We start from the raw sequence: 14,036 nt of genomic DNA on the forward strand, positions 1-14,036 counted from the left end.
TGAACTTCCGAATTGATTGGGATGGGACATTCACTGATTCCCGGAAGAATGTCGTTGCGCTCTGATGGATTTTTTCTTGAATTTGCTTTTTAGCGTGGTGTAAAGCAGGACAGCACCAGTGCACCACATCAGGAATAAGATAATCCCCGCCGGTAAAAATAACCACAATTTTGCCGCGTCCGCGAACCAGCTGCCGTCGTGGATTGCTTCGATGATGTCAGAACGGCGATAGGCCACCTGCAACACACTGCCATTTTGGGCATCGATTTGTGCTTCCCAGCTGTTGTCTGCCAGGATCTTAATCAAGCCCTTATCAGGTCGAACATCCAGCCGCTGGATTTGTTGCCAGTTATTAACTTCAAGCTCGGGGATGGATTGAGCGATGTGTAATACATTCTCGAAGCTCAGCTCCGGCACGCCAGATATGCCCTTTTGCGTTGACGGCTGAATCCAGTCGGACTGCTTTTTTATTTGTAGTAGCAAGCCACTAGCTATCACTATGACCGATGGAATAAGAATTGCTGCGGCCAGCCACAGGTGAGTCTGACGACTGAATTGTCTGAGTTTGTTTCGCACTTAGAGTTTACTTGTTCAGTTGGCGTAAAGCTTTATACCATACATCATCAAAAGTTATATTTTAAACTCAGGGTCAGATCCCGTCCCTTGGCAAATGGCGCTAATTCATCACGTGAAACGACATAGTGTGCATTACTGAGGTTAGAAATGTTAACTGATAGGGCCAGATTGTCACTGACATTGAGGTTATAGCCTAACTCCAGGGTGGTGACACTTTTTGTGGGCAGCTCACCGGGGACTTCATGGTTGGATGCCTGACGGTGAGTCACAGCGATAAAGCTTTGCCAGTCTTCGCCAAACAAGCTTAGCGATAGTCGGTGTCGTGCCGGGACAATATCCGCAATAGCTTGATGATTGTTATCCTCGCCGTGAAGCCATTGCCCGGCCATGCGCAATTGCCAATGAAAACCGGACCAATCAAAGCTGTATTGGCCCTGATAACTCACGCCCTGAATCTCTGCCTGTTGCAGATTTTGATATTGGCGTAACTCGCTGTTGATGGTGATGCGTTCTATGTAGTCATCAATCTGCTGCTGAAATAGAGAAATTGACCCACTGAAGTTGTTGTTTTCATAAGCGAGATTGATTTCCTGATTAACAGCTGATTCTGGGTTTAATTCGGTATCCCCCGATACTGTGCCGCGCGGCGTTGTGCCATTGTAGTAGCGCTCTGTGAGGCTGGGCACTCGGTAGGCGTTGCTGAGATAGGCGGCCAGATGCCAGTAGTTGGCAAGTTCCTGGCGGTAACCTATATATGCACTGATGTTTTGCTCATGGGTAGCGTGTTTTTCTCCTGTATCTTTTTGACTTTGATGAGCCAGTCGAAAACCGGTGACCAACAGGCCAGTGCCAAATTGTTTTCGGGTTTCTGCAGTAACATACGCCTCCCATTGAGCCGCGTTGAGGTTGGTACGCAAGAACCCCGCTATTCCCTGATTGTCCGTTTCAAACTCTCTGGCCTTAACTCCGGAGCGCGAATCTAAACCAATACGCCAAATAATGGGCCAACTTTTTTGGTTTGTGGAGTTGTGCAGATGAACGCCCCAGCTCAGGGCCTTGTTACTGAGTTGGTTGATGCGCTCATCAGGTCGAATAACAGAAGTGTTGAGCTGTGTCTGGTGGAAATAAATCGTGGCGTTGTGCCAGTTAAACTGCATTTTACCCAACAGGTGATTGTTTTTCGGATAAAGAGTAAAGCGCTCGGCAGGATCTTCACTACTGGCTTTGGCAATATTATTGGCCGAAGAGTAGAGCAACAAACCATTATTCAGCAGTTTATCTGAGCCTGTTAGCCGTAACGCCAGACTGTGCTGCTCAAATCTATCCAGAATAGGTTGATTGTTTGCATCTTCACTGTTATTGGCGTGGCGGTGATTGACCATCCAGCCAAGTGATTGCGTTTTATTTCCTCCCATCAGCAGTATATCGCGGTAGTCATTATTTATACCGTGACTCATCTGCAAGCTACTTTGTTGTGGTGCTTGTAATATCAGATCAATGCCACCACCGATTGCCCCTGAACCAAGCTGGGTGGACGCTGCGCCCGCTATCAAATAGGCGTCAGATACAAATGCTGGTGGTATGAATTCGGCAGCACTACCTGCTCTTCGCTCGGTATAAATGGGAATGCCTTCAACCTGAGTGCTAATTCGCCAGCGAGAAAAGCCGCGAATATTAATGCTTTGGAACAGGCCGCCCTGGCCGTTGAAATTGACCGTCGGGGAGTTGGCTAACAAAGCGGCTACATTATCTGTGCTGAAGCTGGTGTCATTGAGCAGTTGTTGTTGGGGGATGATGTCCGATAATGAAATGAGATGATGAGGCTGTCGAGCGGTCACTTCAACTTTGAGCAACGCTTGTTGGTCCTCAGCAAGGCTACTGCCACAAAATAACAACAGCAAGCAAAAGGCCAGGCTAAAAAATGTGTAAAGCATTCGATACATAAGTGGAGCAGGAGGTTATAGTTTGGAAATACCTTCGCGATGGCTGTTCGGAGCTTATCTGCAGTGAAATTGTGCCCATTATGATGAGCTGCTGCGGTCAAAACAGCCAGTTAATTTTTGAATGTTATAGTATAACAATATTGCACTTATGGTGAATTCATTTTATGGTGCTGTACCGGAAATAACCATAAAAAACCATAATAACCTGGACGGTGGAAACATGAATACCCTGATCAAAGCCGCGTTTGCTGCCACTATATTGGTAACAAGCGCCGGATCGCTGGCCTCGACGAAGCCAGAAGAGACAGAAGATAAATCCCCATTTAATAGTGGCACTTTTAAAGCATTAGAATTGCGCAATATTGGTCCGGCCTATATGTCAGGTCGTATCGCCGATATTGCGGTGGACCAAAATAATCCCTCAACCTGGTATACTGCCGTAGGTTCTGGCGGTATCTGGAAGACGGTCAATGCCGGAACCACCTGGACCCCCATTTTTGATGATCAGGCGGTGTATTCCACCGGGGACGTGACCATCGATCCCAGTAACTCCAACATTATTTGGGTAGGCACCGGTGAAAATAATGGTGGCCGCCATATCAGCTTTGGAGACGGCATTTACAAGTCCTTAGACGGTGGTAAAACCTGGGAGAATATGGGACTTAAGGATTCCGAGCGTATTTCCGACATCATTATTCACCCCACAGATTCAAATATTGTTTGGGCAGCTGTTCAGGGACCATTGTGGAGTAGTGGTGGTGAGCGTGGTTTGTACAAAACCACAGATGGCGGCAAAACCTGGAAACAAGTACTCGAGCCCGCTGATGAGTGGACCGGTGTAACTTCGTTACTGATCGACCCAAGGGACCCCAACCGACTGTATGCAGCAACCTGGTCCCGACAACGCACCGTGGCGGCTTATGTAGGAACCGGACCCGGTTCAGGTATTCACACCTCACAAGATGGTGGCGAAACCTGGACAAAACTAAAAACCGGTTTGCCAGACGGTAATATGGGCAAGATTGGTATGGCCATCTCACCCATTAACCCTGATGTTGTTTATGCCACCATTGAAACAGACAACCGCAAAGGCGGTTTTTATCGCTCTGAAAATCGCGGTGCCAGCTGGGAAAGAATGTCTGACGAAGTCGGTGGCGGCACCGGCCCTCATTATTATCAGGAAATATTTGCCGATCAGCATCAGCTCGATCGAGTCTATATTGCCAGCAATTACAGTAAAGTATCTGACGATGGTGGCAAAACATGGACGGGCATCAATGTTGAGCGCAAACACGTGGATGATCACGCCATGGCTTTCCATCCCACCGATCCTGATTTTGTTTTGATTGGCTCCGATGGTGGTATCTACATGTCTCATGACCGCATGGCCACCTGGCGTTATATCGCTAACCTGCCCATTACTCAGTTTTACAAAGTAGCGCCAGATGATGGCGAACCTTTCTATACCGTTTATGGCGGAACCCAGGACAACTCCACACAGGGCGGTCCTTCTCGTACAAACCGGGAAGAGGGAATAAAGAACAAAGACTGGTTTTTAGCCTTGGGTGGTGATGGTCACCAGCCTGCTACAGAGCCTGGTAACCCTGACATCATGTATGCTCAGTGGCAAAAAGGGAACCTGACCCGCTATGATTTGAAAACGCGTGAGAATGTGTACATTCAACCGCAGCCTGCCCCTGGTGAGCCGGCAGAACGATTTAACTGGGATGCGCCAATTAACGTCTCCGCTCATGATCCGAAGCGGCTTTATTTTGCTTCACAAAGGGTTTGGCGCTCGGATGATCGAGGGGATAGCTGGACAGCCATTTCCGGTGATTTAACCAAAGATGGCAATCGCATGCACATGCCTATGATGGGACGTACCTGGTCTGTTGAGGCCGGTTGGGACCTGTATGCGATGTCTGATTATCACACTATCGCCAACTTTGCCGAAAGCCCTGTTAATGAGGATATTTTATGGGCTGGTACTGACGATGGCCAAATCCAGGTAACTCGTGATGGCGGTGAAAACTGGAAGAAAATCGATCTTGCCGACGTAGAAGGTGTGCCAGCGACTGCCTATGTCAATGACATTCGCGCTGATCTGTATGATGCCAACACTGTTTATGTGGCATTGGACAACCACAAATACGGCGATTTTAAGCCTTATCTGATCAAATCCACTAACCTTGGTAAAAGCTGGACATCTCTGGCGGATGATTTACCTGAGAAACACCTGGTTTGGCGAATAGTGCAGGATCACGTCAATAAGGACCTGCTGTTTATCGGCACTGAATTTGGCGTTTTCTTTAGCGTTGATGGCGGTAAAAAGTGGCTGGAACTGGAAGGTGGTATGCCGACTATTTCTACCCGCGACGTGACTATCCAACGTCGTGAAAACGACCTGGTAATAGGTACATTTGGCCGGGGCATATATATTCTGGACGACTACACTCCTCTGCGTGAATTAACCGAAGATGCCATGGAACAGGACGCTTTATTATTTGCCCCTGGCCGTCCGGTTAAGTGGTTTAATCTCGACTACAACCACAGTGACTCTGACGGTGATGACCGCTATGTGGCGAAAAACCCTGAACACGGGGCCACACTGACCTATTACCTGAAAGACAGCCTTGAGACCTTAAAAGACAAGCGCAAAGCGGCTGAAAAAGAGATGCAGAAGGATGACAAGTATCCCAAATATCCAGCATGGCAAGATATTGAAGCTGAAAATCTGGAGCCTGCGCCAGCTGTTTATGTAGAGATCTATGATGCTGAGGGACAGTTTGTGGATCGGGTAGAAGGCAACACCAGCAAAGGTCTGCACCGGGTTACCTGGGATATGACTCATGCATTGCGCTCAGCAGTCACCGGAGCAGAGAAATCAGAAGATGCAGGTATCATGGCCATGCCAGGTAATTACTCTGCAGCTCTGTTTCAGCGGGTAAATGGTGAAGTTAAACAACTTGCCGGCCCAGTTGAGTTTCAACTGAAGGCTATTTTCCAGCCAGCGGTAACCGGCAACTCAGCACAACAAACCAATGACTTTGCATTGAAACTGGAAGCGACGGATAAGCAGTTTAGCGCTGTTGAAGCGGTGCTGGAAAATCTGCAAAGCACCATGAAAGCGGTGCGGGTTGCGATGGATCAGACGCCAGGTGACATTGCTTCACTGGAAGCGCAATACACTGCGATTCAGCAAGAGATAACAGCGCTGAAACACAGCATGTATGGTCTTGAGTCTCGTGAAAAGATGGGTGCGAAGCCGTCAAATATCACTAGTCGTATGTGGTATGCTTATTCCGCACTTTGGTCGTCTTATGGCCCAACCACACAGCATCACGAGCAGTATGGTTATGCTACGGAAGCGCTGACTGACGTTGCTGCCAGAATGAAGGTGTTGCAGGGCGAAACATTACCTGCGCTGCAAAACGCCATCGTTGCGGCGGATGGCCCCTGGACGCCAGGAGCACCGGTAATCATTCAGTGATTTTCAGGCTCTGACACTCAATAAATAAAAAGCCCCCGAAGCAATTGCTTCGGGGGCTTTTTTGTTTGCCCAGCGAAGCTGGCAAACCCGTCAGGTTGAAAGAAACCTGAATCACCCCGACTGAGGGGAAGATAATCCAAATGGCAAGGGCGTTGCTGGCTAACGGCAAGGTCTGAAGGAAGCCATAGGAAGTCAGAGGTACACAACGAAAGTGAACCTGATTCGGCAAAGCAGGAGGGTAAGCGTGCAAAATAGCGTGAAGCCCGATACTCAGTCAGTTCTGTTTTGTGCTTGAGGGTGGGATCTCTGACAGGGAGCCAGTGCAGTAACTGGGGAAGCCTGACACCGTCTCTGGTGAAGAGCCAGAATCATCTGTACGAGGGGAGACTCAAGGCAGGTGTTGGTGCGAGGTGGCAGATGAATCCGTAGTAGTGAGTAAGGCCCGGCCTGTGAAACCCAGTAATGGTGTGGAGGATAAAACCGAGCTGACCATTAGCATAGTGTCTGATGGGACACTGACTGGCCAAAAGCTTATCAGTGTTGCGAAGGGAGGAAGCATACTTCAAGTCTGTGATGAACAGATGTTTTTTTTTTAGTGGTACACGAGTCGGTTAGCTATCGAAGTCTTCCTGTCTGGTTTGTGGTGGAAACCGCAGACTGGAACATGAAACTGTACACGGGAGTAATGTTGTGCACGTTAAGTAGATTGCCATTGTGCCAGCACGCTTTACGACAACATGAAATATACCAACGCAAAGAAAGGATATCCGTCCCCACACAGCACACAACCTGAGGAGGCAAGGTGAGAGTTTATTACAGTTTGTATGGGCAACTGCTTAATAAAGAGCGCCTGTACAAAGGATTCAAAAAGGTAAAGAAAGCGAAAGGCGCGGCCGGAACAGATGGGCAGAGCCTGAGCGACTTCGCCTTAAATCTGAGTGATAATCTTGACCAACTTGTCTGTGAACTCAAAACCAGAAAATACAGTCCACAACCTGTCAGGCGGAAAGAAATACCGAAAGACGATGGTGGTACACGATTACTGGGGATCCCAGCAGTACGGGACAGAGTAGTCCAGCAGGCCCTGTATGATCTGCTTATGCCGCTCTTTGATGCGCAATTCCATCCATCAAGCTTTGGATACAGACCGCATCGAAGTTGTCACGATGCCATTAATAAAGCCACGATGTTCATCCGTCGCTACGGACTGGAGCATGTTGTGGATATGGACCTGTCGAAGTGCTTTGATAAGCTCGATCATGAGATTATCCTTGAAAGTATCCGAAAGCGAGTCACAGATGGCAGCGTACTGTCACTGATAAATCAGTTCCTGAAAAGTGGTGTAATGGTAGATGGTTACTGGCAGCAGAGCGGCTCAGGAAGCCCGCAAGGTGGTGTGATAAGCCCACTGATAGCGAATATCTATCTGGATGCGTTTGATCAGGAGATGAGGAAGCGAGGGCACCGAATAGTGCGCTATGCCGATGATATTCTGATCTTCTGCCGAAGTCGTTCTGGAGCAGAAAATGCACAGAAACAGGCGACGAAGCTACTGGAGAAAGGGCTGAAACTGACAGTTAACCAGGCGAAATCTCACATTGCTCATAGCGATGAGGGAGTGAAATTTCTGGGTGTTGAAATTGGGCGTCAATACACCCGTATACAACCTCAGAAACTCGCAGCGTTTAAAAAGAAGTTGAAGCAGATGACGAAACGCAATGGTGGCAAACCGCTGTGTGCAGTTATCAAAGAGTTGAACCCTGTTTTAAGAGGGTTTAGCCAGTACTTCAGGATTGCCAATAGCAACAGGGAATTTTCTAAGATAGCGAGATGGTTGAGGCGTAGGCTTCGCAGTATCCAATTGAAATTATGGAAGAAACCAGCGAAGCTGCATCGAAGACTGAAGCAGCTTGGTTATAAACCGCCGTTCAGGTTTATCCAAATGAACAGTTGGAGAAATGCTCATAGCCCTCTGGCCAGTTATGCGATGCCAAATCAATGGTTCAACGACCTTGGTCTGGTCAATTTTGAGCTAATTAGGACGGGGTATGTGTTCAGCGCTTATGCTGAATGGAAGTATGCATGAGCCGTATACGAGGTCCGTACGTACGGTTCTGTGAGAGGGATGAGGCGGTGACGCCTCACCCTACTTGATGTTCGTTGTTGCGAGGTGTGTGCTCAGGATGAGCAGCTGTAGTGGGAAATGCCCCCAACATTCATAAGGGATATGGGACGCAATTGATAGTGCCTTGCCTCGATGTCTGAAGATTGTTCAGCGTAAGGGTTACTCAATATTTGTTGCAGCTCTTTAATCAGGGTAAAGTCGCCCAGTTCCGCCTGCTGGTAGGCGGGTACCACCAACCATTCGCGCCAGGTGTATTTGGGATTCACTTTCTTCATGCTCTCAGAAACGGTTTTTGAATCCCTTGTTTCTGCTATTTTGAGCAGCCAGCTGTCCAGCCATTGTTGCCATTGAGTAAGTAACTCTTCTGATGGTGGCGTATAGAACGCCTTACTGATTGCTGCCGCTTTAGTGGGCAGGGCCGACAGTTCCCGGAATAGCATGGTGTAATCCACGTAAGAACGGGTCATTAGTTGCAGTAATTGCAGGGTAAGGCTCTCGTCATAGTTTTTCAGTCCGAGTTTAGCGGCCCACATAGCCTGCATTTTGCTTTCCATCACGGCAGAAAAGCCGCTTTGAATCTCGTCCAATGCCTGTAATTTATCCGGTGTTTGCGCCAGTAACGGCATGACTGCCCGGCAAAACATGGCAAAGTTCTTTTCTGCTGCAGCGGGCTGGTTGAGAAAGGAAAAATGCCTGCCACCGCCGGTCCAGGGTTGGAACGCCGGATCAAATAACTCGCAGAAGCCAAAGGGACCATAATCCAGCGTGAACCCACCGCCAGCACAGTTATCACTGTTAAAGTTGCCCTGACAATATCCCACGCGGATCCAGTCAGCTACCAGGGTGGCTAATCGCTCCCGAAACGCTACAGCCAATTGCAGAATTTGCTCTGCTAATGGCTGGCTTGTATCTATCTCTCCCTGATATTCCCGTGCTATCAAGTGTTCAACGATTTGCTCCAATTCTTGCATTGCATTCGGGTGTTGTTGACTGCGGGCTCTGCGTCCAAACAATTCCAGTTGTCCAACCCTCAAGAACGAAGGAGCAACACGAGTAGAAATGGCCACCGGATTATCCACCAATATTTCCGGATCTTCTGAATCTGAGCCTTCCAGATACCAGGGACGCTCAACTGTTTCGGCGAAAGAAACAAACAGGCTCAGGGACCGCGAGGTGGCAATACCCAAAGCATGCATGTGTTCCTGGGCGAGAAACTCTCTGACACTGGAGCGCAATACAGCTCGGCCATCGGCGCCGCGGCAATAGGGGGTGCGCCCCGCGCCTTTTAACTGCATTTCCATACGCCGGCCATTAAAAACGCCTTCCAGCACCGAAATTGCCCGACCATCACCATAGCCATTACCCGTTTGAAACGGACATTGCTGAATATACTCAGTGCCGTAAATGGACAACGCATAACCTGTGGCCCAACCCGCTTTTCGCATAGGTTCGGGTAGTTGCGATAGGTCACCTGAAAACAATTGCTGGAATGCTTCGGTTTGTGCCAGTTCATCGGCAAAGCCTAACTCTTTAAACAGGGTTTCGCTGTGTGCAATGTATTGCGGTTTTGCTATCGGTGTGGGTTTTACGGTGACATAGTGCCCGGAAAATACTTGTCTGGGCCGATGGTCTTCGCCTGATGCCACTGTTTCTGGGTCCGGAGTAAGCTTATTGAGGAAAGAGTAATCGACCAATTCGGCCATATCTTCGAGGGTGTTTACCTGGGGAGAGCGTAAGTCAGAGGGTGAACTGTTCATCGGCTGGTAATAACAGGTTTAAAGTCCTGATAGATTAACATTGCTGAAGGTTTGAATACAGATAAAGCGCAGTGCTATAAGAGAGGCATAGCCGGATGGTTTTGCCTCTTACTTTTTTAGGGCTGATATAACACTAAACCTTTTGCTTGCGTCGGAATAACAGCGCTGACATTGACAGGAATAATAGCAGTAGGGGGTGCAATGCGCCGCCAGATGAGCCTCCGTTGGAAGGTTGATCCGGTTGACCACTATTGTCATGGTTAATCAAGGTGTTTGCTGCGGGATTCAGGTCTGGATTTGTCACTGTGGCAGCATCAGTGACCAGGATATCAGTAATTAAGACGAAGTTTTCTTCATCTGGCTCTACACCGTTTGTGGCATCATCTTCGCTGTAATTAATCAGAGGTATGGAAGTTGCTGCACCACCCAGATTAAAACGTGGTAATTCACTAATTTCATCAACAATGGTCATTCCGTTTTCGATAACCTGACCAAATACCGTGAAGCCCCCATTTTGTATATCCAGGTTTTGGCTGTTATCTGACAAATTAATGTACCATTGTGATGTGGCGCTATTGGGATCGCCCGACAATTTTGCCATAGCAATGGTGCCTCTGACGTTCGACAATACTGGCTCATTGGAAACAGGGACGCCTGTAGCTACCTCATCTAGAGGTAGTTCATTGTTATATTGATAGCCACCCGCCTGAATGACAAAGTTGCTCTCCAGACGGTGTACGACATTGTAGGCATAAGCACCTGAATTGACATATTCAAGGAAGTTTTCAACAGTTTCAGGGGTATCCTCATCAAAAAGGTTTACAGTGATGACGCCCATATTAGTACGAATTTCAATGACAGTTGCCACGGCCTGATAACTGAACAGTGTGGCTGAAATAAAAGTGAGAATTGTTTTTAGCACGGTAAGATTCTTATTCTGAGTGGTTTAAAAATTGGAGCTAATGGTAAAGAAAGTACAATGGGGTCCAAACCGTTTTCGTGTATCAATTTGTAATTTTTGAATTAGCATTCCCTTAATTGATAGTAAAAAACGTTTAAGGGCTTAGCGATGCTGGCTATTTACTTTTTCAGGTTTAACACTTTATCCAGCATCGCGGTGATTTTGGCCATGTTGTAAGGTTTTACAATAAATCCCTTGGCACCCAGTTTCAGCGCCTCTTTTACGTTTTCTACTTTGCTTTCACCACTGACAATCACGATAAAGGCATCGCGATCTTTTTGTTTCAAAGAGCGTAGCATTGTCAGACCGCTAACCTCTGGCATGTCCAGGTCTAAAAATACGATGTCGGGCCGCTTCTCTTGATACATTCGCATGCCTTCAGTAGCGTTCGCCGCATCTCTCAATTTAGTTACATCAACAGAGCGCAGAGAACTCATTAAGAAGTTGCGCATGTTGGCAACATCATCAACGATTAAGGCGCTAATGTCTTTGTACTTTTGCATCAAGTCTTTCCTCATTCGGCTTTTTGCGCATGGTCAATTGCGTTAATTAGTTTGTCCAGGGCTGTTAGCTTGTTGTCTTCATCCTCGTCCGCCAACAAACTTTCCAGTTCTCGTGCAGCGCTACCCAATTGCTCAAACCCATACAAACCTGCATTGCCTTTTAATTGATGACACAAAGATTTTGCTAAAACCCAGTCTTTGCTGTGATTTACCTGCTGTAATTGTGCATGATAGTCAGTTAACCCGGCCACAAATTGTGCTTTAAGCTGCTGTAACTCTTCATTGTTATCAGCCATTTGTACAGTATTTTCACCACTGCCGTGTAAATATTTACCGAGCATGACATAAAATTTCTGAGTATCAATAGGCTTGGCAAAGTAGCCATCGGCACCAGCGTCTTCTATTTCCTGACGACTGGCAGAGTCGACGTTGGCGGTAAGCATTACGATTGGGCTGGGGCAGCCGGCCCCTTTGAGTAATTCGGTTGCCTCCGTACCCGACATTACCGGCATTTGCATATCCATTAAGATCAAATCGTAATCATGCATCATGGCGTTTTCAAATGCCTGTTCTCCGTCGGATACCAGGGTCAGTTGCGCGCCGGTTTTTCTGATCAGATATTCTGCTAATCGCAGATTATCGGCATTGTCATCGGCACATAAAATATTGCCTGACAATTGCGGTATTTCAATGATATCTGCCGCCTCGCGCTTCATTAACTGAGTGAGCTGTTGTTCTGATGCAACAAGGTCAGTATTCGCTACTTTTTTGAAGGGTAAGGTCAGGGTGAAAGTACTGCCTTTGCCTTGTTCACTGTAGAGGGTGATGGTGCCGCCCATCATCTCGGTTAATTGTTTACTGATGAATAAACCCAGGCCAGTGCCGCCGTGTTGTCTTGTGGTGCTTTGGTCGGCCTGAGAAAACGCTGAAAACAAACGGTTTTGTTGTTCCTCGGTCATCCCTATGCCGGTATCAATCACGTCAAATTGTAGTGTGGCTGGCTCAACAGAATAACTAAGTTTCAGGGTAACTGTGCCATGCTCGGTAAACTTGATGGCGTTGTTGCACAAATTGACCAATGCCTGCTTCAGGCGAGTAGGATCTACAACAAATTGCTCCGGTAACGGCAGTTGGCAGTCTACTCGCATTTCAATCTGTTTTTGTAATGCGGCTTGCTGCACAATGGTTTTAATTTCCTGAGCAAAGGCAATCAGATCCGTATCTAACCATTCCAGTTCAATTTTATTGGCTTCAATTTTAGAGACATCCAGAATGTCGTTTATGACATTGAGCAAGTGCTTGCCGCAAACGTTGATGGTTTGCGCCGCTGCTTTTTTGTTGTCTTTTGACAGCGACTCATCATGCAGCATCTCAGAGTAACCAATGATGGAATTCAAAGGCGTGCGAATTTCATGGCTCATGTTGGCTAAAAACTGGCTCTTGGCTTCGGTTGCCGCTTCTGCCACTTGCTTTTCTTGTTGAGCAATCGCGGCTTCATATTTTATCTGGTTAGTTCGGGCCAGCTCTTCGCCCTGACTTTTTATTTTGTTCTCCCGCTCCATAACGGCCACCTGCATGGTAGAGAACTCGCTGGCCAGGTCGCCCAATTCGCCCTTGTCCTCTATGGTTATGGTTTCGGCATAATGTCCACCAGACACCCGCCTGACGGCATTGAGCAGGGCACCAACCGGGCGGGTAATGCCGCGGGCAATTGCGAATGAGCCCAGTACCGCCAGTAATACGCCGAGTAGAAAATAAGGTATGACATCAATAAAGAATTTGTTAAAGCTGGCTAAAACCGAATCGGCATTTTCGTGTAGCAAAACATAGTACTGATTGGTGTCATTAGCGGATAAACGAAACGGCAATACCGCCAGAGACATGTCGTTAATGGTGATTACCTGAATGGTATTTTGCGTCTCAACATCGCTGGTAAGGTGCTGGACGCTAAGCCCTTCACTGATTTGCTGATGATAGCCGCTGTGAGATAACACATCTTCTATTTGCTGCGATTCGTTTACGGCAAACAGGCTGATATGCAGCGCTGTTAAATCGGAAAGTTGTTGCAACAGACTTTCGTTGATTTGCTGGCCTATCAACAACCAACCAATAATGCGCGGGGCCCGGACTGGTGCCAGTGACATTAAATAGTGGCGCTGATTAAAAGTCATTATTTTCAATCCTTCATCATGACTTAAAAAGCGTACTTGCTCTTTGTTTAACCAGACATTGGCATCGGCATTGGTTTGCGCAACAATGTTAAGCTCTGGATCAAACAACCAGACCAAATCCGATTTTATACGCTGTCCGTGATTGTGCAGAATGGCGACAATTGATGCTGTATCTTCGTCCGCGCCCACCGCTCGGCGCAAACCCCAATCTTTCGCTACCGTACTCAGGTTGGCATCGAGATGACGTTGCGACAGTTGTAGTTTATTGATGAATACTTTTTGGCCCACATCCAGGCGGGTTTGCAGTTGCAGCTCTGATTGCTTTTGGGCAGCGCTAAAAATACTGAAAAAGGTGACCAGAAGCACCAGCGAAAATAAGCCGGTAACCAGCACGAATATCTTGTTTTGCAAGCTGTACCAGCGCATCGATAACTCTCTGTTCGGATTGGAGATATGAGTACTTTTTTAACATTACCACCCTGTTATCCTTGATAACAGTATTACCTTGAT

The 14,036-nt window shown here is 47.5% G+C and carries 8 protein-coding genes; 2 read left to right on the forward strand and 6 right to left on the reverse strand.

Features of this window, described 5'->3' with window-relative positions:
• Positions 1-30: 30 nt before the first annotated feature.
• Together ACXAD8_RS17460 and ACXAD8_RS17465 are read right to left on the reverse strand one after the other, a co-directional pair.
• The gene (locus tag ACXAD8_RS17460) at positions 31-576 is read right to left on the reverse strand and encodes a PepSY domain-containing protein (RefSeq protein WP_475231264.1); all 546 of its coding nucleotides are present in this window, start codon (positions 574-576) and stop codon (positions 31-33) included.
• A 47-nt stretch (positions 577-623) separates the two neighbouring features.
• Positions 624-2,510: a TonB-dependent receptor domain-containing protein gene (locus ACXAD8_RS17465; RefSeq protein ID WP_475231265.1), complete on the reverse strand. Its 1,887-nt coding sequence runs from the start codon at positions 2,508-2,510 to the stop codon at positions 624-626.
• A gap of 229 nt (positions 2,511-2,739) precedes the next feature.
• On the opposite strand from ACXAD8_RS17465, the gene ACXAD8_RS17470 reads away from it, so the two are divergent.
• Both ACXAD8_RS17470 and ltrA read left to right on the forward strand, forming a co-directional pair.
• Complete coding sequence (locus ACXAD8_RS17470) at positions 2,740-6,009, forward strand: VPS10 domain-containing protein (RefSeq protein ID WP_475231266.1); 3,270 nt, start codon at positions 2,740-2,742, stop codon at positions 6,007-6,009.
• A gap of 802 nt (positions 6,010-6,811) precedes the next feature.
• Complete coding sequence (ltrA, locus tag ACXAD8_RS17475; protein ID WP_475224992.1) at positions 6,812-8,095, forward strand: group II intron reverse transcriptase/maturase; 1,284 nt, start codon at positions 6,812-6,814, stop codon at positions 8,093-8,095.
• A gap of 92 nt (positions 8,096-8,187) precedes the next feature.
• Here the strand turns inward: ltrA and ACXAD8_RS17480 are convergent, their stop codons facing one another.
• The 4 genes from ACXAD8_RS17480 to ACXAD8_RS17495 all read right to left on the reverse strand — a co-directional run bounded on the left by ACXAD8_RS17480 (position 8,188) and on the right by ACXAD8_RS17495 (position 13,952).
• Positions 8,188-9,891: a protein adenylyltransferase SelO family protein gene (locus tag ACXAD8_RS17480; RefSeq protein WP_475231267.1), complete on the reverse strand. Its 1,704-nt coding sequence runs from the start codon at positions 9,889-9,891 to the stop codon at positions 8,188-8,190.
• A 133-nt stretch (positions 9,892-10,024) separates the two neighbouring features.
• Positions 10,025-10,813 (reverse strand): peptidylprolyl isomerase, encoded by a 789-nt coding sequence (locus tag ACXAD8_RS17485; protein WP_475231268.1) that lies wholly within the window; start codon positions 10,811-10,813, stop codon positions 10,025-10,027.
• Between the two features lie 158 nt (positions 10,814-10,971).
• Entirely contained in the window at positions 10,972-11,355 is a 384-nt protein-coding gene (locus tag ACXAD8_RS17490) for a response regulator transcription factor (RefSeq protein ID WP_475231269.1), read from the reverse strand.
• Positions 11,356-11,366: 11 nt separating this feature from the next.
• Positions 11,367-13,952, reverse strand: a complete 2,586-nt coding sequence (locus ACXAD8_RS17495) for a hybrid sensor histidine kinase/response regulator (protein ID WP_475231270.1) — start codon at positions 13,950-13,952, stop codon at positions 11,367-11,369.
• Positions 13,953-14,036: the final 84 nt, after the last annotated feature.

Source organism: Planctobacterium sp. AWH2_060, assembly GCF_056158425.1.